The following is a 25,657-nucleotide window of genomic DNA, read 5'->3' on the forward strand; positions in this document are numbered from 1 at the left end:
TCGTTTGTTGAATGGCATTTATTTCACTTCCACGACAATCTTACCTTTTGCCTGGTTATTCTCCATGTATTGATGAGCTTGCGCCACTTGATCAAGGTTGAATACACGATCAATGTTCAGCTTGATGGTTCCCTTCTCCACTTCGGTTATAAATTCCTGCAGAAGCTCTTTGGAAAGGTTCTTCGATTCTCCCATATAAACGGTCAGTCGCCCAAGCGAAGGGATATCTCTCATGGGAGTAAATTCCTTCATCGTCCATTCATTCCCAAGTATCCCGGTCATGCAAACGATCCCCTTTGGGGCAATACACTGCAAGGAATCTTTCAGCGTTTGTGTTCCGATTAACTCAAGAACTTTGTCCACGCCATCAGGATATATTTCCCTTATCTGATCCTTCACATGGCCCTTATCAATCACGACGTACTCTGCTCCGTTATCCAATAAGGCCTGCTTTTTATCTGGGTTTCTGGTGGTGGCAATAACGGTCACGCCTTTGGATTTCGCCAATTGGCAGGCCAACATGCCGATGGATGATGTACCACCACGGATCAAAAGCTTTTCACCAGCTGCAATTTCCAATGCCTGGTTCAGTGAGCCGGAGACGGTCTGAAACATCTCAGGAATGGCTCCAAGAATATCCCACGAAAGTTTACTTGTGAAGGGAAATACGATTTCCAAAGGCACAAGTGCATATTCAGCATAGCTACCATCAAAAAATCGTCCCATTCCGCCCATGATAGAGGCCACTTGCTGTCCGCTTTGATACGTGCCCGATGGGTCTTCCCCGATAATACCAACACATTCAATCCCCTGGATTCGTGGGAATTCAACTCCTGGCGACTCGCCCCTGCGGGTAAAAATTTCAGACCGATTCAGCCCAAAAGCCATGACTTTTATAAGCACCCAGCCAGATTTGATTTCCGGCCGGGCTACTTCCTTGATTTCAATAACTTCCGGTGCTCCTGCCTGCGTTGTTACTGCTGCTTTCATTAGCTTTTTGGTTCTGTTTTGTTAAACATATATCGGGCAATTTTCCACTCGCCATTTACCTTTTCGAAAACAAACAGCTCCCGGTTGGCCTCAGGCACGGTCTCATCAAGGGCATGGATCAACGTGGTGCCTTTTGAACTCGTCACGGCAAACGCCCAATCACCTTCAACTACTATTTCTTCCACATAGAATTCAATACTCAAATGTATTTGTGTAAAAATGAATTCATACGCTTTCAGGATGTTTTCTGCGCCAATGGCAGAAGGCGCCTCTGTTGGCATAAAAATTCCGTCTTTGGTGTAAAGGCGCTGCGCAAGGTGGGCGTCTGCGGTATTCAACGACTTTTTGTAAGTCTGTAACAATGCTTCGATGGCTTCTTTGTCTTGTTTTTGCATGATTTCTAAAGTTTTAGTGTTTGATAATGCTGACTGATTGTCCGCACAGGCCCCCAACAGGGTAAGAGCTAGTACGGGCGTGATAAACTTTTTCATTTTTGCTGATTTTGTACATGACAAAGGTCGGCCATGGGCGAACGATCGACCTATAAAGCACTTTAAGAAGGAGTCTTAAACTATCTTAAGATTGGCTCAGTTTTTTGCGAATATTGCTGAGGAACTCAGGAGTGATACCCAGGTAGGAAGCGATTTGCACATTGGAAATCCGGTTGAACAGATGGGGGTACAGCTTGATAAATTCCAGGTATCGCTGCTCTGCCGGAGTGCTAATGGTTTGCAACAGCCTGTTTTGAAGGAGTACGAATTCATCTTCAACCATCACCCGAAAAATCCGATTGAATTTCAGGCTTTTTTCGTAAAATTGAATCAGGTCCGGCTTGGCAATCTGCAAAACCACCGATGGTTCAATGGCCTCGATATAGAGCTGACTGGGGCTCCCGGCATGAAAGCTCCCGATATCGGTGATCCACTGGTTTTCGACGGCAAAGTGAAGGTTGTGTTCTCTGGCGGCCTCGTCCACCTTGTACATTTTGAAACAGCCTTCCACAATGAAATGGTAATGCTTACACACATCTCCCGGGGAAAGGATGAATTGACGCCGCTTAATCGTCCTCCGATTGACCACCTGCCCTAACTCAGCCACCTCTTCTTCTGTGAGAGGGAGAAAGGAATTGAAGTAAGCGATCAGCGAAGCGATTTGCATGAGGTAATGTGAGGTCCGTGGGGTGGGCATGGACCGATCATAGGCTCATCTATTTCAATTTTGACCGAATATATTGAATTAATTTGAATCCACCCATGGCCTTCGTTTGCAGCGGATGCAGTTATCCGGGAAATTCCCACGCCGCTAGCTTTCGCTTCCCTATAGCACACTCAGAAAAAAACTTCCCTCCCACTTGTCCCCTTTCCCAAACCCGGCCTCGTCATAGGGCAAATCATGTTTCACCAAAACAACTAACAAGATGAAAAATGCAATCAACTGGTTTGAAGTGCCAGCCAAAGACTTCGACAGGGCCAAGTCGTTCTACGAAAAAGTGCTGGATGCGAAAATGGAAACCATGTCGATGGAAGCCATGGGCATGACCATGGCGTTCTTCCCTGCCGACTGGGAAAACGGCGTTGGTGGTGGCATTGCCTTCGGTCCGGGCTGCGAACCTTCCGACAAAGGAGCCCTGGTGTACCTCAACGGTGGCGACGACCTGACAACCCCGCTCTCAAGGGTGGAAAAAGCCGGCGGCAAAATCATCGTCCCCAAGACCTCCCTGGGCCCCAACGGGTTTATGGCGCAGTTCATCGACACGGAAGGAAACAGGGTGGCCTTTCATTCGAGGAACTGATTGAACAGGCCAGCCGTCCGGGATGTGAGGATTTAAAGACCTGATGATTTCAGGTTGAAGAAAAATGCATAAGTTTATTAACCATAATAAGAGTAAACAATGAAAGAATTCATGATGATATTTATAGGGGCCAGCTACGACGAGTTGGGCCTTTCACCAGAGGAAATACAAACCCAAATGGGCAGGTGGTTTGCCTGGGGCGATAAAATGAAGGAGCAGGGCATTCTGAGAGGTGGTGCAGCACTTTATGCTAAGGGAAAACGCATATCCGGGCCTGACAGGATAGAGTCCGACGGGCCATTCGTAGAAAGCAAAGAGCTCATAGGCGGCTACTATACCGCTGCTGCCGACAGTTTTGAAGAGGCTGCCAAAATAGCCCAGGATTATCCTGACTATCACCTTGGCGGAACAGTAGAAATTCGTGAGGTGGTGAAGTTTGACAGGTAAGCAGCCCCATAGCATGGTCGACCATCTTTTCCGGCATCAGTACGGAAAGCTGGTCGCCATTTTGTCAAAAATCTTCGGCCTTGCTCACCTGGAGTTGATTGAAGACGCCATTCAGGATACCTTTTTGCAAGCCTCGCTCAAGTGGCGGCAGGCTCAGCCCGACAACCCCCAAGCCTGGCTTACTCAGGCGGCGAAGAACAGGGCCATTGACCTGATGCGGCAAATCAATGCCCAAAAACAGCGACACGAGAAAACTGTGCATGGTGCGGCCACCCTCGAAATCAACGAATACTTTCTCGACCACGAAGTGCAGGACAGTCAGCTGAGGATGCTCTTTGTGGCTTGCCACCCCGCCTTCTCCAGAGAAGAGCAAATCGCCTTTGCCCTCAAAGCCATTTCAGGGTTTTCTATGAAGGAAATAGCCGTGGCGCTACTGCAGAAAGAAGAGACCATCAAGAAAAGGCTCGTCCGGGCCCGAAAGAAGATCCAGGAGCTAGCCATTACCCTCGACTACCCCGCAGCCAACGAGATTAACGACCGGCTATCGGCGGTACAGCAGATCATCTACCTCATTTTCAACGAAGGCTTCCATTCCACCAAGCTCAACCAGCTCATCGACAAAGACCTTTGCGGCGAGGCCCTGCGCCTGTGCCAACTGCTCCTCGTGAAGGAGCAATTCCGTTCAGGCCATCTGTATGCCCTCTTTGGGCTGCTGTGCTTTCACGCTTCCCGGCTCGACTCCAAGATTGTTGATGGTAAAATCGTAGACCTCAAACACCAGGATCGTTCAACCTGGCATTTCCCCCTCATTGTGTTGGGGAATGATGCTCTCAACAAAGCCATGCGATACCCGGACCAGTCCATTTATCACCTGGAAGCGGGCATTGCCGCCGAACATATCCGGGCCATCAAGTTTGAGAACACCAACTGGCAGCAGATCATCGACTACTACAACGAGATGTTTGAGTTGATGCCTTCCGACAGCATCCGGCTTTCCCGGGCCATTAGTTACCTCCAAATGGAGCGGTTGGCCGACGCCAAAAAGGAACTGGACACCATTGATGCTGCTGCCATGAGCCAGCGCACCTACCTCCTTCATGGCACCTACGCCGAGTACTACGCCAAAAACGGCGAACCCACCCAGGCCCTCGCCGCCATCGACAAGGCCATTAGCACTTGCACCAATAGCTTAGAGAGGGAGTATTTGGAGGAGAAGAAGGCGGGGATGACATCTCCTGACTATAGTTGTAAGTCTTTTGAATCCAGTGCCAGGTCTGTGGATTTCTCTACGCCGGTTGGCGGATCGAAGTGACGTAGTTGAGGGTGCTTTTGTTATACAACATCCACATCCGCCGTTTCCATAGCAACGTCATGTCTATAGCGAGGAACGAGGGAGCCGACGTGGAACGGTATCCCCATGATAATGGCACTGAGTTGGATAAAAACACCGCTAGGTCACGGGATTTCGTTCCTGAGTCGGCTCCGCTTCACTGCGAGTGACAAGCGCTGTTGTACCTTCGTCACCCATCCGCTTTCCTAAACACCCCAATTGGCCCGGTTTTAGTGGTAATGACGAGTAAAGAGGGCTAGATTTCCTTTCCGGCATCTGACGGCTCCTCCCCAGTAGGCTAAGCTCGCCGTACCGACACCTGCCCACCATCCACTACCTTTGCTGCGCACCACTCACCACCTATGCTGCCTACCACTGACCATCTATGGTGCGCACCGCAGCCTCCTGTTAAGCCCTTTACTCACCTCCGATAAGGCGTTATCTCACCTCTTTTAACGCCTTTACTATACCCCTCATAAGCCCTTTACAGGTAGGGAGACATGCGCTTAACCACTACCGGCACAAAGGCTTGTGTGCCTTTAAGAATTACCAGTATCGGTTGTCCTGGCTGCTCCCGTTGCAAGTTTTTCTGACACGCTCGCATACAAATCATCGGGGTTATATGGTTTTGACACCATACCATCCAGTCCTAAAACTTTCAGTTTCGTTGCATCGTGTTCCATTGGAGACGCTGTCAGCGCTATGATAGGCCTGGTAAACCCTTTCTTTCTTAAAAGTTTGGTGGCCTCATAGCCGTCCATCTCCGGCATTTGCAGATCCATAAGAATGAGATCGAAGTTTTCCTCCTTTTCTTTCTCCAACGCCTCTTTCCCGTTGATAGCCACCACCACTTTCAGCTTCCATTTCTTCAGCAGCCGCTCAGCAATCATGATGTTCATTGGGTTATCTTCTACCAAAAGCACCTTGTATCCTTCCAGGTCAAACGACTGCAGCGACTTCCTCTCCAGATTATTCAGCTCTCCTTCTTCCAATTGCAGGGTAAAAGAAAAGGTGGAACCAACGCATGGCTTGCTCTCCAGAATAATCTCTGATCCCATCATCTCCACGAGGCCTTTGGTAATTGTCAGCCCCAATCCGGTTCCTCCATACCTTCTGGAAATAGAATTATTAGCCTGCTGAAAAGACTGGAAGATGAACGACTTCGTGTTCTCGTCTATCCCTATGCCGGTGTCTTCTACCTGAAATCTGACAGCTACTGATTTACCCTTTTGATACTCCCGGGCGACTTTGAGTTTTACATAGCCAGTGTCGGTAAACTTGATAGCATTGCCCAGCAGATTGGTCAGGATCTGGTTCACTCTGGTCTTGTCCAGCTTAAGTACTTCGGGCAGGTTGTCGTCGTAGTCCAAATGGAGACCTATTCCTTTCTGGTCGGAAATAGGTTTCAGCATGGCCACTGCCCCACTGCAAAACGGTTTAAACAACGTGTCTACTTCTTCAAATTTTATCTTCCCTGCGTCTATTTTGCTGAAATCAAGAATATTATTGATGAGCGTAAGCAGGTTTTCCGAAGAGTTCTTCAGGTTGCTCAGGTCTTTCAATTGATCTTCCCTCGGATTCTCACTGATCATATGATAAGTTGAACCAATCACGGCATTGAGCGGGGTCCTGATTTCATGACTCATCACCGACAGGAAGTCTGATTTAGCCTGTGCAGCTCTTTCAGCGGCAGCATTGGCTTGTCTCCATGAGTCAGAAAAATGACTGGACAAAATAAGTGACTGTAACAGAAAAAAGAGAAGCTGCCCCAGCATCGTCAGGATGACAATTTCTTCCACCACCTGGAAGTAGCTAAGTGTTTTTATCGTATAAACGAGCATTACACCTATGGTACTAAAAATAGAGTAATGAGCGCCCAGCCTGCCATTGACCAGCGCTTTCACAAAAACAAAGCAGGTGACTCCTATCAAAAACAACATGGCGAAAAGGTAGGCCACGTTGATGCTGCTCAGGATGGAAACCGGTAAAAAAGCCAGAGCTACCCAGCCCAGAGAAAAGTAGGAGAAATAACGGAGGAATACTTCCGGAGAATCGTCAGGAAATAGGTTCTTGACGTATAAAGCAAAGACATAGCCGCAAATATACAGCGAAGAAAACTCGAGTATAATGCCCAGGCGGTAGGGCATATCGATCAGGTCGTGCAGCAAATAATTATCGGTGCCAATAACCCTGTAGGAGTATGCCAAACAGAAAATAGCAAAGTAGAGCGCCACCTTTTCCTGCCTGCCGAAGAAGAACAAACCGAGAAAAAAGAAGCAGCCCATCACCAAACAACCGGTAAGGAAAATATCGTAGGCTCCAAGCAGAAACTTTTCCTGAGCAAGCACATCGTAGGAACCAATAATCAGCGGCTTTCCGATACCACCTTTCGTATGTGTGAAGTTGGAAATGTGGATAATCAGCCTCAGCGTGTCCACTTTAATCTCACCCAGAGGCACCAATTTCACTTGCCTGCCCGGCTGGGATGAAGCTGCATCTTTCCCCGGCGTCCCCACTTTGGCCAGCAGTTCACCATTTACATAAAGGTGGTAGGCGCTAAAAACATCCGGTATTCTGATGGCAAGAGGTACGTCCGTTTTTTTGATAATGGTTAGCTCATACGACCCAAATCCCTGTGCAGGGTACTGATCACTTTGGTCCCACCTAACAGGAACTTCAATAATACCCGGGGACGGCTTTTGCTGGCCTGAGCTGGTGGGAATAAGCTGAGAAGGATAGAAATGCCACGTTCCGTTTAATGCTTTGGTGGGTTCATTTTCCAAATCCCAGTTAGTCAGGTTGGCCACTCCGTCGTGCGCAACCTGCCCCGGCAATGGTGTGGAAATGGCAAAAAGCAGAAACCAGATAAAAATCCGCAACATATATGATACTAAAGTGGCACTTCAAGTTATGAAATTGTATGAACAACATGTTTCGCTTCCGACGAATGTCTGCGTTTTAGATGTTGAAAAGGTCAGGAGGTGGGACAACCACGGTAGCCGGAGTCAGAATGCGGGAATTGTCTGGCGAGCACCGTTACTATTTCAAACGCTCCGGGTCTGGGAATCTCCGAAACAAGAATTAATTTTATCAAATGACTACCATTAACGTTTCACAGGTGCAAATACCCGGGCTGGGAAGCCTATCGGAAGAGGAAAGCAGGGCCATTGAACAGGCATTTCCTGTAAAAACGTTTAACAAAGGTACTCACCTGTTGAAGGCAGGGCAAGTAGCCAGGGAGGGTTATTCTGTTCGTCAGGGATGCATCAGAAGGTATGCTATTGTTGATGGTGAAGAAATTACAACCGATTTTTATACCGAAGGGCATACAGCGGCAGACTTCAACAGTATTGCGAATCAAGCCCCTTCCAGGCATTTCTTCGTTTGCGTGGAAAAGACTACCGTAACAGTGAACAACGCAGAAAAAGAGGCTGCTTTCTACAAAAAATTTCCTCGTTTTGAAACTATGTGCCGTATGGAGTTTGAAAGGATGATGGGCGAAAAAGCCGACAAGGTAGAAGCCTTCGCCCAAAAAAGTCCTGAGGAGAGATACATGTATTTGTTAGAAGAGAGACCCGACTTGTTGAGCCGGGTTCCCCAGTATCAAATAGCCAGCTACCTTGGCGTCAAACCTGAAACACTTTCAAGAATCAGAAAACGTATCACGATTAAATAGCGTCCGTCAGCTAGAAGTTGATGCCAAAGTGCATTCCCGGTTCAAAAAGGAAGAAGTTGCGCCACTTGTCTTCTTGAACCTGAAAGGAGGCAGGTAAATTAGTATTCACAGGCCACCACGTAGCCGCTACGGACGGCTCAATAAACACCCGGTTCTTAAACAACCTTAGCTGATAGCCAAACCTTAACGTGTTGAAAAGCTGAAACCCGCTTTGGATTTTCTCATCGTTTTCATCCAAATAGTTTTGACGGAATGCAGTGGAATGCACCTGCCCGTACAGGCGTTTCCAAAGAAACCGCTTGTACGCCAACCCAACACCAAAAGCCCTTACGCTTCCAGGAAAACCGGACGCCTCTTTTTCGTAGTCGGGGCCATAGGGCCTGCCAAGAGGGCCACCGTACAACCAGGTAATAGCCTCCACCGACAGCACGTCTTTTCGAGTGATCCGGTAGCCATAGTTCAACTGAAAGTATTCCGGCGATGGAGTTAAAATAGGGGTGGCTAGTACGAAAAGTGTACTTCCAATAAAGTGTCGCCGGTAAGTGCTGTCTTTGTCTCCCGACTGAGCATCAGCATTGACCGAGAAAGTAGCCCACAATAGCACTGAAAAAATAATTCTGTTCTTCATAGTTCCTTTTTTTGATTCAAAGGTCTGGCAACGGCAGGTGCGGTTCATTGACTTGAGTCAAGAAAGGAGGAGGGTGGTGAGAAAAGTCTTAGTCAAAAAAGTCTGGCAGGTCTGATTCTCACCTGCTACTGATTATTGGCGTTTTTCCGTCACAGAAATTTTGGTAGATTGGTACAGTTATGATCAGAAAGTGAGTCAGTCCATGTACAAATACCAATTCATATTTGAGTTACTAACATGGGGCTATTGATAATGAAACGATTATCATACTATATATTTTTCACGTTTATCATAACGGCTACCTGTTGTCGGGTGAATGATGGCGATATACTTCAAAATACAATTTCGAAGCTCAATTCCTTAGAGACCATCGAATACGAATATGTCTTTGAAAGGGTCGACCATGATAGAGGAATTGATGATAGAGAAACCGCAACCTCCTTTTATGATTTTTCGAGTCAGGATACGCTCATAGCAGCAAAATATCTTTTCCAATCAAAATATGGGAAGGAAGTTTTTGACGGGAAAACGGCGTTCATGTGCAGCACAGAAGATAAACGAATTTTGTACATGAACAACCCAACCAGGAACCATGTGGGTGGTTCCTTTTGGATGCAAAATTCACTACTTACGTTACGGACATTGTTGCCGAAAATGCTGGAAGACTCTTCCGTTACCATTGTTCAGCAGAAGGATGAGATCATTGATAATCAGTCGTATTACAAATTCAACATCCAGTTAAAAAACAGAAATATTGTGGCTGGAGTGGACATCATAAACCAAGAAGGGACGGTGTTTGAGCAAGAATTACTCATCAACAAAGACACCTATTTGCCATTTAGCTACAGAACGATTTCCCCTGATAATAAAGGCTTTAAACTAGTCACTTTCAAGAACATTAGTACAAAAGCCACCAGACCAGACAGTGTTTGGAATTATGAGCGATATCCACAGGAATTTGTCAGACAAACTTATGACGAATTTTATGCCAGCGAGGCGGCTGAAATGTCTGGAAAAATTGGCGTTGAAGCGCCTGACTGGAAGCTGCCTATGGTTGACGGCGATTCGGTTAGCCTGGCAAGTCAAATCGGACACCTCGTGCTTCTTGAGTTTTGGTTCCCCTATTGCAAAGGGTGTGTAGAATCGGTGCCCGATATAAATGATATTCAGGAAAAGTATCGGAGTAAAGGCTTGAGGGTATACGGAGTAGAGACGCTGGACTCAGATCTGGATAAATTATCCAGCTATATCAAAAAATACAGCATTAAGTACCCAACCTTGTACAACGGCAAATTAGTTGCCAAAGCATATGAAACACTTGGGGCACCAACATTCATATTGCTGGACAAAGCTGGAAGATTCATTTATATGCGAGAGGGCTTTAACAAGGAGGAGTTGATAGCGTCTATTGAAGAGAATTTATGAAAACGCCATTCTGGAGGTGATAGTTGCCCTCATAATTTATCAGATTTTTTTAATAACGTAGTGCAGCCGATGGCTTCTGTAGAAACATAAATCCCCGAAGAAATGAAAAACTTTAAGCTCTTTCAACTCTGGTTTCTCATCCCGGGAGTGGCTTTGGTAGCAACCAGCGTTCTTGTTCCTTTGAACTACCTCTATGCACAACTTTACTGGACGCCCACCGAGGCCATCATTACGGGGACGGTGCTAAATACCGACGGGCCGGAGGCGGAACTATTAACGCTGATGGACTTTACCGACGGTGAAGGTGTGGTCCATCACATCAGCGAAGACGAGGAAAGAGAAACACTCACCAGGGGCACCGACGACCAGCATGTGCGTATCTACTACGACCCCCTGGATTCCGGCAATTACGTGCTGGCTAACTATGGAAGGTACTTGATCGTACTTTTCCTTCCCCTGGGCTTATTGGCCTGCTACCTGGGATGGCCTCGTGAAGATGCTTAATGGTAGTTTTGGCGTTTGTCTCACACGCAAGCAACTTCATCCATTGCTGCCATAAGGTTTGCTGCGAGCGTCGAAATTGCCCCAGCTCGAAAGACTAAAACGCTACCGGGGTGCCCTTATTGGACTGCACCGCCCTTTTATACATGGCCTGCGCTACGAACAAATCGTAAACCGCCATGCCAGCCGATTTGTAAGCAGTCGTCTGCTGAACATCAACGCTTGCTTCTTTGGTAATTAATTTTCCAAGCGTAAGCAGATCAGTTTCCTTTAGAATTCCCTTCTTGACCGGGTTAATACAATCCCCCGGTTCCACCCGGGCATCTTCAGAATCCATAAACAACCTGCCAGCGAGTTTAAACACTTCATCGGGCAACTCCTGCATGGAGGGTTTAAAAGAGCCTATGCTGATAAAACACTTTCCTTTCAAGAGACGGCTGTCGTCAGGCAATACTGGTACCGGGGAGGGCGTTGCCGCAATCACGGCATTTGTTTTACCAAGTAACTCTTCTGCGGAATAACTCGCCTCTATTGCCACTTCGGGAAAATAGGATTGCATAAAGGCGGTCAAACGGTCGGCACCACTCTTCGACCGATGCAGGTAATGGACGGTTGATATCTTCCGAACCGTGCAAGTCATCGCTGCCAGATGAAGGCCCATCACGCCGCATCCTATCAATCCAAAACTTGAGGTGTCTGAAGGCGTTAGGTACTTGATGCCAATGGCACCCAGGGCCCCTGTACGGAGAGCGGTTATCTTCGAGGCATTCATCAGCGCCAGCGCCTCCCCGGTTTCAGCATTGTTCAACACAAGTGCACCGATATTGACGGGCAGGTTTTTATCCCGATTCGCCGGGAATACGTTCACCAGCTTGTTGGCAAAATAATGATCGCCCCAGGCCGGCATGCAAATCATTGTATTCTTCCCTTTTTCGATATGCATGCGCAAAGGAACAATCACCTCCTGCTTTTCATAGGCGATCATGGCGTTCTCAACTTCCTCTATTACTTCCGAGAAGGAAAGTAAATCGCCCATTAACTCATTTTGCAATACAAGCATGCGACAACTGTTTAGTTTTCCTGGTTTCGAAGGCCTGCCCGAAGCATGACCGCAGCAGTATAAAGAATCACGCCGAGCACCACCCAGCGCAGGGTATCCAACTCCAATGATTTCACTACAAATGCTGCTATGAATACCCCTATAAGGCCTGCCATGGCAATCGCAAAGGCAGCTTTTCTGTTATAGGCCCCTTCTTTAATAAAACGATATGAGGCCATGGGCATCAGGAAGGCGCAAGAGCCCATCATGATGGGAAATGCCACGGCGGGAGACATGCCTAACGCAAATACCAGGGCCATGCACGGCGCATACAGTCCGATACCCGCTGTCATAATCGCCCCCAGCACAAAATTGGCAGCCACCGCCAACATTAGCTTGCCCCCGGCAAGACCAATCGCCTCTCCTCCTCCTTCTATCCAGTTCATTTTAGTAGCCACCATAAAACACGCTGTGATGAGAAGGGCGATACCCATGGTGAGCCTGATGACATTCTCAGGTAACTTCGCCACTATTCCAGCCTCCAGCAAGGCACCTGCACCCGAAGCCACCACCATCAGTACCAGCGTCCATGGTTCCACCTCCACAATTCGTATGAAGATAATTGCCTGCGCCATGGTCGGAATGGCGTTTCCCACATTAAGGGTTCCAGGCAACAATCGATCCTCTGTTTGCTTCGTGAATTTCAGCAGTGCAGTTTCAATGGCAAAGGAGCCGATGCCCAGCGTGTCAAAGAAATTACCAACCAACCCTATCAATCCTGTTTTTGTCCAACTGTTACCCTCCAGTTGTGTGCGGTGTTTTAGATAGTCGAGAAAGAGAACAACTGCGATCCAAATAGCCAGCAGCACTAAAACAGTCCAGATAATTGTAATCATAGATAACCTGTTGATGGGAGCTGCAAATAATGAAACAAATTTCTTAAATTGATGAGCCATCTCTTAAAATTTACAGTCCATGGAAAGTTATCCCAGCATATTCAATGATGTAATCGGCCCGGTCATGCGGGGCCCTTCCAGCTCTCACTGCGCTGCATCACTTCGCATCGGCAGGTTGTGCAGAGATTTGATGGATGAAAACATCACGGAGGTAAATATTGAGTTTGACCCGAACGGTTCGCTGGCCACCACCCACAAGGGACAAGGCTCTGACATGGGTTTGTTTGGTGGTTTCCTGGGATGGGAAGCCTACGACGAACGACTGCCCAACTACTTGCGGGCGATAGATGAAGCAGGTATTAAAATCACTATCGACATTCACCCAATTGGCGCCACCCACCCCAACACCTATAAGCTCACCTTAAAAAATCCGAAAGAAACACATACACTCACCGCACTATCAACTGGCGGGGGAATGATTCAGGTAATTGAAGTTGATGGTGCACCGGTGTTAATGGCTGGTGATTTCTTTGAAACCCTGATCTATACAAAGTCGCCTGATAAGGTGGCTGATTTCCTGAAGGGTTCAATCGACTGTGATGAGATCAATATTCACCGTGGTGACCAGCCTTTTGTAGAGGTGAAGTCAAATAAGTTCATTTCATCGGACATCATCGGCGAAATGCATCAACTTGAAAGCACGCTCGTTATAAAACAGCTGTCGCCGGTACTGCCAGTGTTGGCCAGAAAGAACCTACAGGTTCCCTTTATCACAGCTGAAGCAATGCTGGAGTACAACAAAGACAAAAACCTATCGCTCTGGGAGCTGGCAGTTCACTACGAAAGCGCCAGAGGGGCTATTTCGCATGACGAAGTGTTTGAAAAAATGCGGGCCATTGTTGCCATCATGCAAAATGCCATTGAAATCGGCGTAAAGGGCACCTCTTATGAAGACCGAATCCTGGGACCGCAGTCGGTCAACTTCAAAAAGCAGATGGAAAAGAAGACTTTGGTAGAAGGCGATGTGCTCAATACCGTTACGCTTTACACGTCTGCGATGATGGAAGTAAAAAGCTCAATGGGTGTCATCGTAGCAGCGCCCACTGCCGGTTCGTGCGGTGCGCTGCCTGGCGCCATTATCGGTACTGCCACCGTTTTGGAATTACCTCAGGATGAAATGGTGAAAGCGATGCTGGCCGCCGGCATCATTGGTGTGTTCATCTCGGCTCATGCTACGTTTGCCGCCGAGGTAGGTGGTTGTATGGCGGAATGCGGCTCTGGTTCCGGCATGGCTGCCGCAGGACTGGTGGTGTTGAAAAACGGCACCCTTGCTCAATCGCTTACGGCTGCCTCCATCACGTTGCAGTCGTCGCTGGGAATGATTTGCGATATGGTGGCCGACCGGGTGGAGGCTCCCTGCCTGAACCGAAACGTGATGGCTGCCTCTACCGCTATCTCCTGTGCCAACATGGCGCTGGCCGATTATGATCAGGTCATTCCATTGGATGAAGTGATTGAGACCATGAAGAAAGTGGGCGATGTCATTCCCAACACCCTGCGATGCACCGGCCTCGGCGGATTGGCCATTACCAAAACGGCCAAGAAGATTGAAGCGATGCTGGCGGAAAAAGAAGAGGCTCAAAGCAAAACCTTCTTTAAGGTTTGTTGATTTGCACGTCATGGTCTTCTATCGACTATTCATGAGCCGATTGGATTTAAAAATTTCGAACACCTATGATAGGGTTTGTAATCTGTAATCATTCGGATAGCCAAAATCACTTCATTCAAAAAAAGTAAGCTCAAACGATAAAACACACCTTCCCAAGCCGGTAGCTATGAACTTATGGAAAAAGAGCTAAGGACAGATGAGTTTAAAAATGGAAACGAAGAGTTTAGAGAAAAATGGTATTTTCATATCGTGAAATACATAACATTTTCTTTGATAGTATTTGGCTACATTTTATCATTTGCGATGTTCCTATGTCCTTTTATTGGTTGGTATCTTGAAAACATTCGTTTCATACTCGCCGGTGTGTTTATTTTACTTTTTTCACCCCACACCTTCAAGTATACTCGTGAAATGCATCAAAATTCTGTCAAGTATTTTAGAAATTGAATCTGATGCACTGGCCTGTGTCTCACTCGCCAGCTCACCTCACCACCTTTGCCGGATCCACCACCAGGTACTTGATCGATTTCTCCGTTTCGCTGGTGCGGGACGAATAGGTGATGTGCAACAGTCCTTTGTCGTCTTGCAGCAGGCAGGGATAAGAATAGCTGCTACCGTCGCCCTTATCGTGGTCTTCGAGGCGTACTTTCCACTTCCAGCTCTCCCCTTCATCGTCCGAAAAGTAGAGGCTCACCCGGTAGCGGCCATCGTCAATATCATTGCCCAAAAAGGCCCATTTGCCATCCTTCAGCTTCAGCAGCTCAACGCTGGCGGTGTTCGGAATGTCGGTCTTCACCGTCGCACTCCACGACTCCCCGCCATCGGTCGACACGCTCTTGTGCACCCTTGGAGGTGAATCGCCGCTGTCCCTCATCAGGGCAACGATGTCGCCGTTTTCTTTCTGCGCCAGGGCAGGCTGTATCGGCCCACGACCAACAATCGGCAGGCTGGCCCGCCAGGTAGTGCCGTCATCGTCCGAAATAGCCACCAGCGACATGTTGAATCCGTCGGAGTAGAGCGGCAGCAGGATGCGGCCATTGGGCAATACCAGGGGCTTGATGCGGGTCATCCAACCCATGCTGGTTTTGCCGGCATCTTTGCTGGCCTCCATGATCATTTTGTCGTACGACGGTGCATACTCCGCCCAGCCAGCCGGGTTGCCCGGCAAGTCTTTGAACTTAGCGGCCACCTCAGTAGCAAAGGCTTCTCCCGGAGCGAGCAGGATATTGTCCTGCCAGTCCCAATCCGGGGCGCCATCGGTATTGTAGTGGGTAGAGGTACGCATCCGCAAAATGGAGTTCTCCCAGCGATGGGCCTGCACGGCTATCCATACGAGAAAAAGCTTACCGCTTCCGTTCACGAACAGTACGGGGTTGCAATCGGGCAAGCCGGGGGTGTCAGCCATAAGGAAGGGCGTCGTCCAGGTTTTTGCGCCCTTTTTCAGCCGGGCTCCCATCAGCCGCACATCGTCGGCTGTACGTTCTCCACTCCCCTGAAACCACACGGCCAGTTTGTCGCCATTAGGCAAAATAACCAGGCTGCTGGCGTGGGTGTGCTCGGGCTGAGGGGGGAAGATGAGTTGCTGGCTGATGATGAAGTCGGAGGGCTTTTGGGCTGGAGACAGGTGAGCCCATAAAAAGCAGGCCAGGAGGTATAGGGTCTTGTGTTTCATGATTTAGGGTGATTGGTGGAGGTAAGATAAAAAATGTTTACAAAGGGAGCGTAAATCGTTTTTGACTTAATGTTGCCCGAAAGAGAATCTGACTAAGAACAGAGTACCGTCTTGTCGTCGGGATGCTCTTAAAGAGCATCGGAGAGCCGCTCCCCAACTATTTACCCTAATGTAGCGTCTGAATTAACAATGAAATCACATATTCTCCCCCTCCTGCTTATTATTGCTTTAACCTTTTCGTGTAAGGATGATATTCCCTGCGACGATTTGGCCTGGTTAGATGCAGAAATAGAAACTATAAAGGAATACGGGCTTGTTCAGTTTTTTTACGTGTATCAGGCTGAATACAAGGGAATGACGGTTTTTTATGTTGACAACTGCTGTCCCAATTGCTCCACTGTCGCACCCGAAGTCCGCAACTGTTTAGGCAAGGCAATTGGAACCCTTGGGGATGATATTGAGCCTGATAAACTCAAAAATGGCAAAGTCTACTGGCAACCAGATGATTTTGCCTGCACGATAAAGTAATGCATTTACCGGGGGCAGTATTATCTGTGCACAAGTAGACGGCCACCTGTCGCTCCGTAGCTGCACCAGGCACATCATTTACTTAACATGCGTTTTTTTCAGTACCTTCATCTTATGAAAAATCCTGCCGTTAATTCCCTGACACTCTTACTTTTCGTCATTGCTTCAGCATCCTGCACGCAAAAGACGACCACAGGTGAAGACACTCATCTGGGCAATCTGCAACACAGCTTCTCTATCTCAGAGCAAGCGACAGAGCACTTTGACCAGGGACTTTTGCTTCTGCATAGCTTCGAATATGACGATGCGAACGAGGCCTTCCAGAAAGCCATTGAGGCCGATCCTGACGAGCTCATGGCTCACTGGGGCCTGGCCATGACTCACTACCGAGCACTGTGGGGGCTGCAAGATGTCGAGGCAGGGCGCAAAGTCATTCAGGCTGTTGGCGAAACCAGGGAAGCCAGGATGAGCAAAGCTGAGAATCAGCTGGAGGCAGCCTTCTGGGAAGGTGTAGAAATCCTTTACGGAGAGGGCGAGCTCGACGAACGCAATCAGCGCTATGCCGATCACATGGCTGAGGTGTATGCTGCCAATCCTGACAACCAGGAAGTAGCTGCTTTCTACGCCCTGGGCCTGATGTGGGCCGGCTACACCAATCAGGACAATCTCAACAAGTCCGCCGAGGTGGCCGCAGGAATTATCGCAGAAAATCCCACCCACCCGGGTGCTTTGCACTACATGATTCACGCCAACGACGATCCTGAATACGCACAGATTGCCCTCACAGCAGCCGACAAATATGCAACCGTGGCACCGGACGCCTCCCACGCTTTGCACATGCCATCGCATATCTACGTGGCCCTTGGCATGTGGGACAAGGTAGTGAGCTCCAACATTGCTTCCTACCAGGCGAGCTTACACCGGATGGAAGCAAAAGGACTTGGCGGTAAGGAAAGAGGCTATCATGCCATGGCCTGGCTGCACTATGGCTACCTGCAGACTGGCGAGTATCAAAAAGCTGCCGATCTATTGGCTGAGATCATTGCTTACCATCAAGATTCCACTGCCTCGAAGAGCTATTTGATTACCATGCAAAACGAACAACGCATTGAGGCCGGATACTGGCCGGAGGAGCTAACACCCCAGCAGGTAGACTACTCACAGCTTGGGCTTCCCGAGAAATCGGCGATGCATTTCTTTAATGGCATGCTGGCCTTCGACGAAAAAGACGCCACAGGCTTGCAACTGGAAATTGACGGACTTAACCGCCAGCTCGGCAAAGCCAGCCTGTTGGTAAATGACGAGGGCATAGCCATGTGCAGTGCCGGGCCCACCAGGTATGCACCTACCAAAGAAGGGCTGAAAAAAACACAGGTAGTGATTCACCAAATGGAAGCGCTGCTGGCACAGCTAAAAGGTGACAATGTATTAACAGAAGACCACCTCACCCAAGCAACCCAGCTGGAAAGCGAGTGCTCCTACGATTCGGGGCCTCCCTTCATCGCCTACCCGTCTTTTGAACAATACGGCGATTGGCTGCTGGCCCAAAACAGACCTGAAGAGGCATTGACGCAGTTCAACCAGTCGTTGAGCAACCGGAAAAATCGTAACAAAGCCCTGCGTGGGAAGGTAGCTGCCCTGGAGGCATTAGGCAGAACAGAGGAAGCCAAAGAGGTGAAAGCTATTATTTCCCAGTTTGCTCCGGCTCAAAAGGTGGCAGTTAGATAATTCGTATCGGCAGGAAGAAAAGATTACAAAAGTTTCACCGGATCGCCGGGATCCAGCCGTTCCCCGCATTTCAGTTCGCTAGCCAGCGGAAGCTGTTTGACCAAACTTTTGTAGTCTGAGAGCTGACAACATGTCTTCACCCGCTTTGCGAAACATAGACAAACCTTGCTCAGAGTCCTCTACGAGAAACTCTGGGGGAATAAATCCCGGCGTGTGAAGACACCCGCCGGAACAAAAATCAGTCTTAGCTATTCCCGACCATCTTATTAAATATCTGCAACTGCTCCTTCATGGCAGCTACCCTGTCGGCAGGTTCTGTGCGGGCTTCAAGCAGCAGCCAGCCATCGTACTTTATGGCATTGAACATAGTCATGAGCTGCTGATAGGGGTATTCACCCACATTCAGCTCTCTGATGTGCACGGTATCGCCAAACCACTTCTTCACAGAATTGAAGTTGGCTTCCAACCCTGGTTCCCACAGATCCTGGTCGTTGCAGTTCCAGCACATCTTCACGCTTTTTTCGGTTACCTGCTCAAAGATGGCTTTCATGTTGGGCAACTCCTGGGTTCCCTCGCCGTGAACTTCCACCCGCACCACCAGCCCGAGGTCGGAAGCGTATTTGCCACACTCATTAAACGAAGCCGCTATCTGGGCAATGGTCTTTTCTTTAGACACACTGTTAGGGAAACCATTGGGCTTCACCTTGATGCCAGTGGATCCGATGTCCTTGCATAGCTGAAGGTATTGCTTGGTGCCTTCAATGTTCTTGCGAACTCTTGCCTGATCGGCATGGTGATAGTCGAAATTAGAACCATAACCGAGGCACTCCACCGGACTGTCGGCAAAGCGTTTTTTCACCTCTGCCCTCTGACTGGCAGAAAGGCTGGTTTCTACTCCATGAGCATGTTCGGTGCGCAACTCTACCCCCAATAGGCCAGTCTTCTCGCAGTTGGCAATGAGAGTGGGCAAATCCCAGTCTTTCCCCCATTGGTAGGTCACCAGACCAAGCTTCATTTTCGACTTTTTGGCGAACGCACTTACCATAAGTGGGTCTATCAACGACAGACCCACCCCGGCAATAACACTTTTTTGAATAAAATCACGACGTGACTTATTCATGTTGTTACGATGTTCCATTTGTACTCTTCAGTTACACGATCTCAGGAACTTCAAATCCCTTTCTGTAATTGCGCTTAAGCATTTTATCAGCTTCAGGGTCGTTAACGAAAGTTTCAGAGCTTGGATTGAACGTTAGCACACGGTCCAGCCTGTAGGCAATATTACCAAGGTGCGCCAGTCCTGAAGCAAGGTGGGCTGTTTCTACAGGACCGTTTTGCACAGACCTGTCACGCTTGCGTACCGCCTCAATGAAGTTCTTGAAGTGTCCGTCGGTGCCGCCGTCGCCACGATCCATGCCAGTGCCTGATGCCATGCCATCATCGCCTGACTCGCCCAGTGTTCTGTCCTGGCCCATGTAGGTCTTGAACTTATCATAGCCATCCACCACAAGGATGCCCTTTTCACCGTAGAAGATGTTGCCCACTGTAGCACCATCTTCAGTATTGGTACACCATGGGCGCACTTCAAACTGGATGATCTTTCCTTCTTCAGGGTAATTATAGATCGATGTAAGTACTTCAGGCACCTCTTTGGCATCATCCCAAAGGAATTTGCCGCCCATAGAGGTGATTTTGGTGGGTAGTCCCACGTCCAGTCCCCACATGCAAAGGTCGGTTTCGTGAATACCCTGGTTGCCAACGTCTCCATTGCCGTAGTCCCATGCCCAGTGCCAGTTGTAGTGTACAAGATTTTTGGTGAAGGCACGCTTGCCCGCCGGGCCAGTCCACAGGTCGTAGTCAAGGCCTTCGGGTACCGGAGAGAATCCCTGATCGCCGATGCTTGGCCTCCAGCGGAAAACAAGCCCACGTGACATATATACCTTGCCGAGATAGCCGTTGCGCATCAGATCAATGGCTTTGTTGATGGCTGGTGAGCTTCTCAGCTGCACACCATGCTGCACAATTCTGTCGTACTTATGTGCTGCTTCTACCATTTTGCGACCTTCCCAAATATTGTGAGAACCTGGCTTCTCCACATACACATCCTTGCCAGCCTGGCATGCCCAGATTGTGGCCAGCGCATGCCAGTGGTTGGGCATGGCGATACTGATCACATCAATGTCCTTGTTGTCGATGATCTTGCGAACGTCCTGCTCAAGGAGTACGTCTTTCTTATAAGTTTCTTTGAACTCAGCCTGGCGCTTTTTCAGAAGAGGCATGTCAGGATCGCACAGATGGGTAATCTGCACATTGTCCTGCACCATAAAGCTTTTGATATGGCTCTTGCCTCGGCCATTTACACCTAAAACAGCGGCGTTGATACGGTCGTTAGCACCAAAAACACTTGATGGCATGATAGTGGGCAGCGCAAAGGCCACCGACCCGGCCACGGCGGTTTTCTTTATAAACTCTCTTCTTGTCGGTTCTTTTTCCATTGATTTATTATTTAAGTAGGACTATTAGTTTTCATTGTTTCAACCAGGCTTGCAACCTGCATTGAGCATGCGGTTCGCCTGCTACAGTAAGACGACGTAACCATAGTAATCACTTACATAAGGTACGAAAAAAGCGGATTAAATTGACGAGCGGTCGGGTTGGGAATTCAGAGGAGCGATTGGTGGGGAGTTTAAGCGATTGTTATGAGGCTTGGGTGGTACGTCAACTGTCGTTCTGGTGGGCGTCTTCACACACCAGCGCCAAAAGTCTCGTATTTGTGAAAGTACATTCGGGAATTACCATGGTACTAAAGCCGAGATGGAGAACCCTTGTACTCTTGCCTCTAGCAAACTATTCTCCTTCTTTCGAAACTCTGTATCCCTCTGGAAATAGACGTGTTATTTATTAGATTATTTTAGGTATTTTTCGAACGAAAACAAGGCAGGAAGCTAAAAATGAGCAAGGGTTCCCGTTCAAACAAACTAAAAGATGCAAGAGCCAGAGAAAAAAAAGAAAAACATTCCAGCGTTAATTGGAATTGTGGCAGGTGGACTAACGATGATTTTAGTGCAGCAATTTTTCTTTAAAGCACCTTCCTACGATCAACAAATGATGTCTGCAGCAAGCGAGATAAATAAATCGTGCCCAATGATGGTCGACCAGGAAACCAGATTGGACAATGCCGTCGCTTTGCCTGAAAATGTTTTCCAGTACAATTACACCCTGGTGAATATGGAGAAAGCCTCAACGGACGCCAGTCAGCTGGAAAACTACTTGAAGCCAATATTGATTAACAATGTCAAATCAAACCCTGATATGAAAATTAACAGGGACAACAAGACGACAATGGGGTACTACTACAAGGACAAAAACGGAGAATTTCTATTTAAGGTTCTTGTGACTCCCGACCTCTACGATAACTAGGGCTGGAACTATTCATGAAACCATACTTCTGAATGCTGGTGAGCTTTCTCTGGGAAGGGATACCTGCCATGTCAGAGGTACTACTGCCAGCTGCATCGGAGCCACTTCGAGTGAGGGATGGTATCCCTCCTGCCAATCGTAGCGATTCCCCTCCAAGTTGGCTACACTACGAAACGCATTAAAGAGGTTACTATCTGCGCTTCCGCAGATAGTAACCTCTTTAATTGCCTCATCAGTACCCGTTCAAAACCCTGTCAGGGTTACTGACCACCTCCAGGATGGAGCTTCACCACCCTCCTGATTTATGCCGCCCTTTCAGGGCTTTGAAACTCTTGAAACCTTAAAGAATAAAGCACCCATGCATTGCACGAGAAACAGCGTTCTTTCTAACACTACCCTCCACCTTCTACTCTATTCCCTCTCATAAACTTTTAACTTTCGCACTTCTCCCTCTCCCAATTCTCAAACATTCCGGCGTCTGACGGCCCCACCGCAAATGCCACTCGCCGTACCGACGCCTGCCGTGCGACTCAGACTATCTGATTGTCCGAACATCCGACTGTCCTACTCAAATTTTCTCCCCGGCGTCCAGGGCGCCCCTGCCGCCTCAAGCGCCGCTTCGTATTGCGATAGCTTACTGAGGTAAGCAGCCATATCTCCTTTGAACTGGCTAAAGTCGGTGGTGGCAATGTCGATGTTTCGCTGCTGCGTTACCGTGGGCGTTTGCCGGGTATCCCAATGCCCGTAAGCCACCTGCCCTACTCTGCTCATGATCGACGGTACCGTCGATTCGTTCATGCCGCCCCGGATGCGGTCACCTGTTAGAAGGGTGTGCAGGGCAGCCAGCTCTTTCTCCAGGTCATTTTGCATGGCAAACAGCTCCTGTTTTGCCTGGGGCGTTTCCATCAGTGCTGCCCTCATGTAGCGCAGCTTCTCCCCTGCTTCACCCAGCTGACTGGCAGCCCCTGATATTTGCCGGGAAAGCTCGCTGGTCTTTTGCTGAAAGGCTGCCACCATCTTAAAGTCAGTGCCTTTCGGTGCCGTAGGCACGGGCTTCACAGTGAAAGACTGTGGCGCCCCTTTGGCCTCCATCACGCCGTTGTGGAACACGTACAGCGCCACACGGTACTTCCCGGGTGCCGCAAACGGCCCCTGTGCATCGCCCGCCCAGGGTGGCACAAAATCGGGCTGCCGCAGGTCGATGGGGTCAGGAGCGGGAAACCGCAGGTCCCAGCTTACCCGGTGCAAGCCTTTGGCCGTGGCTCCTTTGATCCAGCGGACGGGCTGCCCGCTTTCATCGCTCACAAGCAGCATGGCCTGAGGCGCTTTTTCATTCGACTCCTCCAGCAGCCGCTCCCAGCCAGGGAAGGGCACACTGGCATTCTTTTCGTTCAGGGTCTTCTCCGCAGCCTGGCGTTGCGCTTTCAGGGTCTGTGGCACGTCGTTCAGGTAGTAAGTAAATACAGCGCCAAACGGAGGGTTGGCCGCTCTGAAGCTGGTAGTGCCCAGTGTTGGCATGCCTTTGGCCTGCATGGGCACGCTTGGCACATACCACCAGGCATCTCTCACGGCAAACAAGGTAGCGTCGTTCAGGCTCACTGCCTGGTTCAGGTTTCTCAGCGGCGTGTAGTCGTCGAGGACATAGAAACCCCGCCCGAAAGTAGCGGCCACCAGATCGTTGTCACGCTTGTGCAGCTCAATGTCCCGCACCGGAATGGTGGGCATGCCGTTCTTCAGCCTGATCCAGTTCGTTCCCTTGTTCACAGAAAAATAGATGCCGTACTCCGTGCCAATGAACAGCAGATTGGGATCGACAGGGTCTTGTTTGATCACCCACACAATGGTGCCCATGGGCAGGTCGCTGGCAATAGATCGCCAGCTGCGCCCCCGGTCGGTGCTGATGAACAGGTAAGGGCTGAAGTCTCCAAACTTATGAGCGTCGGCCACGGCAAACAGGGTATTGGCCTCGTGGCTGCTCGCTTCTATGTCGTTGATAAAGGACAGCAAAGGCACCTTGGGCAGGGCGGCACTCTTGCGCCAGTTTTGTCCGTCGTCTTCGCTCACCTGTATCAGGCCATCGTCGGAGCCGGTGTAGAGCAGTCCCTCTTTCAGGGGCGACTCGGCAATTGACGTCAGCGTAGCGTATTTCGACATGGCCCCGTTGTCGTAAAGGGCATCGGCGCTCCACACCCTGCCCATCAGCTGCAGCTCGTAGCGGTTGCGGTTGGTGGTCAGGTCGGGGCTGATGGGCGTCCACGAGTCGCCACGGTCGTCGCTGCGCCATACCCGCTGCGAGCCGTAGTAGAGGCGGGAGCCCTTGTGCGGACTGATGAGAATAGGCGCATCCCAGTTCCAACGCTCAGGCGCATCGCCGGGAGCAGGCTGGGGCTGAATATCGATAGTTTCTTCGCTGCGGCGATCCAGGCGCTTCAGGCTGCCCTCCTGAATTTCCACATACACAATATTCGAATCATCGGGATCCACGGCATTGTCATAGCCATCGGCGCCGAGCGGCACATACCAGTCCTGGTTGCGCACACCCTCCACATTGGTGGTGCGAGACGGCCCAATGAGCGAGCCCAGGTCCTGCGCTCCCCCCACGATATTGTAGAACGGCTCTGCATTGTCGAGCGAGAGCTTGTAGAACTGTGACACGGGCATGTTAGGGAAATGCCTCCAGGTGGTGCCTTCGTCGTAAGTCTCATACAATCCCGCATCGCAGCCAGCCAGCAGGTGTTCACCATCGGCAGGGTCGATCCACAGTGCATGGTTGTCGCTGTGCTTTTCACGGCCGGTGCCCAGGTAGTCAAATGTTTTGCCTCCATCCCTCGTCACGTGCAGGAACACATCCATTTGGTAGACCAGGTCGGCATTCACAGGCGAGGCCTCAATCTCCTGGTAATAGTGCGGGCCTGTGCCGCCCGATATGTAGCTGTTGCGCTTTTCCCAGCTTTCGCCTTTGTCGGCAGAGCGGTAAAAGCCCTTTTCGTTGTCGGCAGCTTCAATGGTGGCGTATACCAGCTGCGGGTTGGCAGGTGTTACTGCCAGGCCTATTTTGCCCATGTCTCCTTTGGGGAGCCCGGTGGCCATGCGGCGCCAGGAAGCACCACCATCGCTGGATTTGTAAATGCCAGACTTAGGCCCGCCTGCCAGCAACGACCACACATGGCGACGACGCTGATAGGCAGCGGCGTACAGCACGTCGGGATTGGACGGATCAAATTCCACATCCGTCACGCCCGTGTTTTCATCAATGGGCAGCACCAGGTTCCAGGTTTTGCCATCGTCAGTGGTTTTGTAGAGGCCACGGTCGCCGCCAGCCGACCACAGAGGGCCCTCCGCCGCTACGTAAGCCACATGGCTATTGCGGGGGTCGATCAGTATTTTGCCTATATGCTCTGATGCTGGCAGCCCCATGGCTTGCCAGGTTTTGCCGCCATCGCCGCTGCGGTACACACCACTGCCCCAGCCCATGTGGCGGCCACTCACATTTTCTCCGGTGCCTACCCACACCACATCGGGGTTGTTGGGGTCGATGGTGACTGAGCCGATGGAATAAGAGGGCTGCTCGTCGAACACGGGCTGCCAGGAAGTGCCCCGGTTGGTGGTTTTCCAAAGGCCGCCGGAGCCCACGGCCACATACCAGATGCTGGGGTCGGCAGTACTCACGGCAATATCAGCAATACGGCCGGCCATCAGCGCCGGGCCAATGCCACGGAGCTTCAGGCCCGCCGCGGCCTCGGCCAGGGCGGCATTGTTGGTGGTTTGGGCAATGGCTTGGGGAGCGCAGCACCAGCTGGCGACAACTAGCGCAAGTGCGATGACAAAGGCTTTTTTCAACATGGTAACAATGGTTAATGACAGTTTTTCAATTTATCGTCAATGCCGACCCTGTGAGGTTGACGAGGGGCGCTGC

Annotated in this window: 21 protein-coding genes; 10 read left to right on the forward strand and 11 right to left on the reverse strand. The window is 49.8% G+C overall.

The features are described 5' to 3' along the window. Positions 1–18 precede the first annotated feature (18 nt). The 3 genes from RIG68_RS07420 to RIG68_RS07430 all read right to left on the reverse strand — a co-directional run bounded on the left by RIG68_RS07420 (position 19) and on the right by RIG68_RS07430 (position 2,178). The gene (locus tag RIG68_RS07420) at positions 19–990 is read right to left on the reverse strand and encodes a zinc-binding alcohol dehydrogenase family protein (RefSeq protein WP_350120546.1); all 972 of its coding nucleotides are present in this window, start codon (positions 988–990) and stop codon (positions 19–21) included. Further along, the gene (locus RIG68_RS07425) at positions 990–1,481 is read right to left on the reverse strand and encodes a YybH family protein (RefSeq protein ID WP_350120549.1); all 492 of its coding nucleotides are present in this window, start codon (positions 1,479–1,481) and stop codon (positions 990–992) included. Before RIG68_RS07425 ends, RIG68_RS07420 begins: the two co-directional genes overlap by 1 nt. Before the next feature lie 85 nt (positions 1,482–1,566). After that, the gene (locus tag RIG68_RS07430) at positions 1,567–2,178 is read right to left on the reverse strand and encodes a Crp/Fnr family transcriptional regulator (protein WP_350120552.1); all 612 of its coding nucleotides are present in this window, start codon (positions 2,176–2,178) and stop codon (positions 1,567–1,569) included. Between the two features lie 229 nt (positions 2,179–2,407). On the opposite strand from RIG68_RS07430, the gene RIG68_RS07435 reads away from it, so the two are divergent. The 3 genes from RIG68_RS07435 to RIG68_RS07445 all read left to right on the forward strand — a co-directional run bounded on the left by RIG68_RS07435 (position 2,408) and on the right by RIG68_RS07445 (position 4,541). After that, positions 2,408–2,782 carry a VOC family protein gene (locus RIG68_RS07435; protein WP_350120555.1) on the forward strand — a complete coding sequence of 125 codons (375 nt, stop codon included), beginning with the start codon at positions 2,408–2,410 and terminating at the stop codon, positions 2,780–2,782. Between the two features lie 111 nt (positions 2,783–2,893). After that, positions 2,894–3,229: a YciI family protein gene (locus RIG68_RS07440; protein ID WP_350120558.1), complete on the forward strand. Its 336-nt coding sequence runs from the start codon at positions 2,894–2,896 to the stop codon at positions 3,227–3,229. A 13-nt stretch (positions 3,230–3,242) separates the two neighbouring features. After that, positions 3,243–4,541, forward strand: coding sequence for an RNA polymerase sigma factor (locus RIG68_RS07445; protein WP_350120561.1), 1,299 nt, complete (start codon positions 3,243–3,245; stop codon positions 4,539–4,541). A gap of 557 nt (positions 4,542–5,098) precedes the next feature. On the opposite strand, the gene RIG68_RS07450 is transcribed toward RIG68_RS07445, so the two are convergent. Beyond that, a complete protein-coding gene (locus RIG68_RS07450; RefSeq protein WP_350120564.1) occupies positions 5,099–7,441 on the reverse strand; it encodes a response regulator in 2,343 nt (780 codons plus the stop codon). A 212-nt stretch (positions 7,442–7,653) separates the two neighbouring features. Here RIG68_RS07450 and RIG68_RS07455 point away from each other — a divergent pair, with 212 nt between their 5' ends. Continuing rightward, positions 7,654–8,235 carry a Crp/Fnr family transcriptional regulator gene (locus RIG68_RS07455; protein ID WP_350120567.1) on the forward strand — a complete coding sequence of 194 codons (582 nt, stop codon included), beginning with the start codon at positions 7,654–7,656 and terminating at the stop codon, positions 8,233–8,235. Positions 8,236–8,245: 10 nt separating this feature from the next. Here RIG68_RS07455 and RIG68_RS07460 read toward each other — a convergent pair whose 3' ends face one another. Next, positions 8,246–8,863 carry a hypothetical protein gene (locus RIG68_RS07460; protein ID WP_350120570.1) on the reverse strand — a complete coding sequence of 206 codons (618 nt, stop codon included), beginning with the start codon at positions 8,861–8,863 and terminating at the stop codon, positions 8,246–8,248. Between the two features lie 252 nt (positions 8,864–9,115). On the opposite strand from RIG68_RS07460, the gene RIG68_RS07465 reads away from it, so the two are divergent. Both RIG68_RS07465 and RIG68_RS07470 read left to right on the forward strand, forming a co-directional pair. After that, positions 9,116–10,288 carry a TlpA family protein disulfide reductase gene (locus RIG68_RS07465; protein ID WP_350120573.1) on the forward strand — a complete coding sequence of 391 codons (1,173 nt, stop codon included), beginning with the start codon at positions 9,116–9,118 and terminating at the stop codon, positions 10,286–10,288. Positions 10,289–10,390: 102 nt separating this feature from the next. Then, positions 10,391–10,792 carry a hypothetical protein gene (locus tag RIG68_RS07470; protein WP_350120576.1) on the forward strand — a complete coding sequence of 134 codons (402 nt, stop codon included), beginning with the start codon at positions 10,391–10,393 and terminating at the stop codon, positions 10,790–10,792. Positions 10,793–10,886: 94 nt separating this feature from the next. Here the strand turns inward: RIG68_RS07470 and RIG68_RS07475 are convergent, their stop codons facing one another. Then, the gene (locus RIG68_RS07475) at positions 10,887–11,849 is read right to left on the reverse strand and encodes an ornithine cyclodeaminase family protein (protein WP_350120579.1); all 963 of its coding nucleotides are present in this window, start codon (positions 11,847–11,849) and stop codon (positions 10,887–10,889) included. Positions 11,850–11,860: 11 nt separating this feature from the next. Then, a complete protein-coding gene (locus RIG68_RS07480) occupies positions 11,861–12,724 on the reverse strand; it encodes a TSUP family transporter (protein ID WP_350120582.1) in 864 nt (287 codons plus the stop codon). Positions 12,725–12,803: 79 nt separating this feature from the next. Here RIG68_RS07480 and RIG68_RS07485 point away from each other — a divergent pair, with 79 nt between their 5' ends. Further along, positions 12,804–14,393 (forward strand): L-serine ammonia-lyase, iron-sulfur-dependent, subunit alpha, encoded by a 1,590-nt coding sequence (locus tag RIG68_RS07485; RefSeq protein WP_350120584.1) that lies wholly within the window; start codon positions 12,804–12,806, stop codon positions 14,391–14,393. A gap of 481 nt (positions 14,394–14,874) precedes the next feature. Here RIG68_RS07485 and RIG68_RS07490 read toward each other — a convergent pair whose 3' ends face one another. Further along, positions 14,875–16,065: a sialidase family protein gene (locus RIG68_RS07490; protein ID WP_350120586.1), complete on the reverse strand. Its 1,191-nt coding sequence runs from the start codon at positions 16,063–16,065 to the stop codon at positions 14,875–14,877. A gap of 189 nt (positions 16,066–16,254) precedes the next feature. Here RIG68_RS07490 and RIG68_RS07495 point away from each other — a divergent pair, with 189 nt between their 5' ends. Both RIG68_RS07495 and RIG68_RS07500 read left to right on the forward strand, forming a co-directional pair. Then, a complete protein-coding gene (locus RIG68_RS07495) occupies positions 16,255–16,593 on the forward strand; it encodes a hypothetical protein (RefSeq protein ID WP_350120588.1) in 339 nt (112 codons plus the stop codon). A 114-nt stretch (positions 16,594–16,707) separates the two neighbouring features. Further along, the gene (locus tag RIG68_RS07500) at positions 16,708–18,321 is read left to right on the forward strand and encodes a tetratricopeptide repeat protein (protein WP_350120591.1); all 1,614 of its coding nucleotides are present in this window, start codon (positions 16,708–16,710) and stop codon (positions 18,319–18,321) included. A 244-nt stretch (positions 18,322–18,565) separates the two neighbouring features. Here RIG68_RS07500 and RIG68_RS07505 read toward each other — a convergent pair whose 3' ends face one another. Together RIG68_RS07505 and RIG68_RS07510 are read right to left on the reverse strand one after the other, a co-directional pair. Continuing rightward, positions 18,566–19,441 carry a sugar phosphate isomerase/epimerase family protein gene (locus RIG68_RS07505; RefSeq protein ID WP_350120594.1) on the reverse strand — a complete coding sequence of 292 codons (876 nt, stop codon included), beginning with the start codon at positions 19,439–19,441 and terminating at the stop codon, positions 18,566–18,568. A gap of 31 nt (positions 19,442–19,472) precedes the next feature. Then, on the reverse strand, positions 19,473–20,816 hold the full coding sequence (locus tag RIG68_RS07510) for a Gfo/Idh/MocA family protein (RefSeq protein WP_350120597.1): 1,344 nt from the start codon (positions 20,814–20,816) through the stop codon (positions 19,473–19,475). A 490-nt stretch (positions 20,817–21,306) separates the two neighbouring features. Here RIG68_RS07510 and RIG68_RS07515 point away from each other — a divergent pair, with 490 nt between their 5' ends. Then, on the forward strand, positions 21,307–21,741 hold the full coding sequence (locus RIG68_RS07515) for a DUF8479 domain-containing protein (RefSeq protein ID WP_350120600.1): 435 nt from the start codon (positions 21,307–21,309) through the stop codon (positions 21,739–21,741). A 564-nt stretch (positions 21,742–22,305) separates the two neighbouring features. Here the strand turns inward: RIG68_RS07515 and RIG68_RS07520 are convergent. Then, the gene (locus RIG68_RS07520) at positions 22,306–25,584 is read right to left on the reverse strand and encodes a WD40/YVTN/BNR-like repeat-containing protein (protein WP_350120603.1); all 3,279 of its coding nucleotides are present in this window, start codon (positions 25,582–25,584) and stop codon (positions 22,306–22,308) included. Between the last annotated feature and the right edge of the window lie 73 nt (positions 25,585–25,657).

Source organism: Imperialibacter sp., assembly GCF_040222385.1.
In the GTDB taxonomy this organism is placed as follows: Bacteria; Bacteroidota; Bacteroidia; order Cytophagales; family Cyclobacteriaceae; genus Imperialibacter.

Excerpts from the sequence above, each read along its gene's own strand:
- RIG68_RS07515 (WP_350120600.1), top strand. The coding sequence starts at position 21,307 with ATGCAAGAGCCAGAGAAAAAAAAGAAAAACATTCCAGCGTTAATTGGA.
- RIG68_RS07485 (WP_350120584.1), top strand. The coding sequence starts at position 12,804 with ATGGAAAGTTATCCCAGCATATTCAATGATGTAATCGGCCCGGTCATG.
- RIG68_RS07465 (WP_350120573.1), top strand. The coding sequence starts at position 9,116 with ATGAAACGATTATCATACTATATATTTTTCACGTTTATCATAACGGCT.
- RIG68_RS07440 (WP_350120558.1), top strand. The coding sequence starts at position 2,894 with ATGATGATATTTATAGGGGCCAGCTACGACGAGTTGGGCCTTTCACCA.
- RIG68_RS07495 (WP_350120588.1), top strand. The coding sequence starts at position 16,255 with ATGAAATCACATATTCTCCCCCTCCTGCTTATTATTGCTTTAACCTTT.
- RIG68_RS07420 (WP_350120546.1), bottom strand. The coding sequence starts at position 990 with ATGAAAGCAGCAGTAACAACGCAGGCAGGAGCACCGGAAGTTATTGAA.
- RIG68_RS07490 (WP_350120586.1), bottom strand. The coding sequence starts at position 16,065 with ATGAAACACAAGACCCTATACCTCCTGGCCTGCTTTTTATGGGCTCAC.
- RIG68_RS07470 (WP_350120576.1), top strand. The coding sequence starts at position 10,391 with ATGAAAAACTTTAAGCTCTTTCAACTCTGGTTTCTCATCCCGGGAGTG.
- RIG68_RS07430 (WP_350120552.1), bottom strand. The coding sequence starts at position 2,178 with ATGCCCACCCCACGGACCTCACATTACCTCATGCAAATCGCTTCGCTG.
- RIG68_RS07450 (WP_350120564.1), bottom strand. The coding sequence starts at position 7,441 with ATGTTGCGGATTTTTATCTGGTTTCTGCTTTTTGCCATTTCCACACCA.
- RIG68_RS07455 (WP_350120567.1), top strand. The coding sequence starts at position 7,654 with ATGACTACCATTAACGTTTCACAGGTGCAAATACCCGGGCTGGGAAGC.
- RIG68_RS07505 (WP_350120594.1), bottom strand. The coding sequence starts at position 19,441 with ATGAATAAGTCACGTCGTGATTTTATTCAAAAAAGTGTTATTGCCGGG.
- RIG68_RS07460 (WP_350120570.1), bottom strand. The coding sequence starts at position 8,863 with ATGAAGAACAGAATTATTTTTTCAGTGCTATTGTGGGCTACTTTCTCG.
- RIG68_RS07500 (WP_350120591.1), top strand. The coding sequence starts at position 16,708 with ATGAAAAATCCTGCCGTTAATTCCCTGACACTCTTACTTTTCGTCATT.
- RIG68_RS07445 (WP_350120561.1), top strand. The coding sequence starts at position 3,243 with ATGGTCGACCATCTTTTCCGGCATCAGTACGGAAAGCTGGTCGCCATT.
- RIG68_RS07510 (WP_350120597.1), bottom strand. The coding sequence starts at position 20,816 with ATGGAAAAAGAACCGACAAGAAGAGAGTTTATAAAGAAAACCGCCGTG.
- RIG68_RS07480 (WP_350120582.1), bottom strand. The coding sequence starts at position 12,724 with ATGATTACAATTATCTGGACTGTTTTAGTGCTGCTGGCTATTTGGATC.
- RIG68_RS07425 (WP_350120549.1), bottom strand. The coding sequence starts at position 1,481 with ATGAAAAAGTTTATCACGCCCGTACTAGCTCTTACCCTGTTGGGGGCC.
- RIG68_RS07475 (WP_350120579.1), bottom strand. The coding sequence starts at position 11,849 with ATGCTTGTATTGCAAAATGAGTTAATGGGCGATTTACTTTCCTTCTCG.
- RIG68_RS07520 (WP_350120603.1), bottom strand. The coding sequence starts at position 25,584 with ATGTTGAAAAAAGCCTTTGTCATCGCACTTGCGCTAGTTGTCGCCAGC.
- RIG68_RS07435 (WP_350120555.1), top strand. The coding sequence starts at position 2,408 with ATGAAAAATGCAATCAACTGGTTTGAAGTGCCAGCCAAAGACTTCGAC.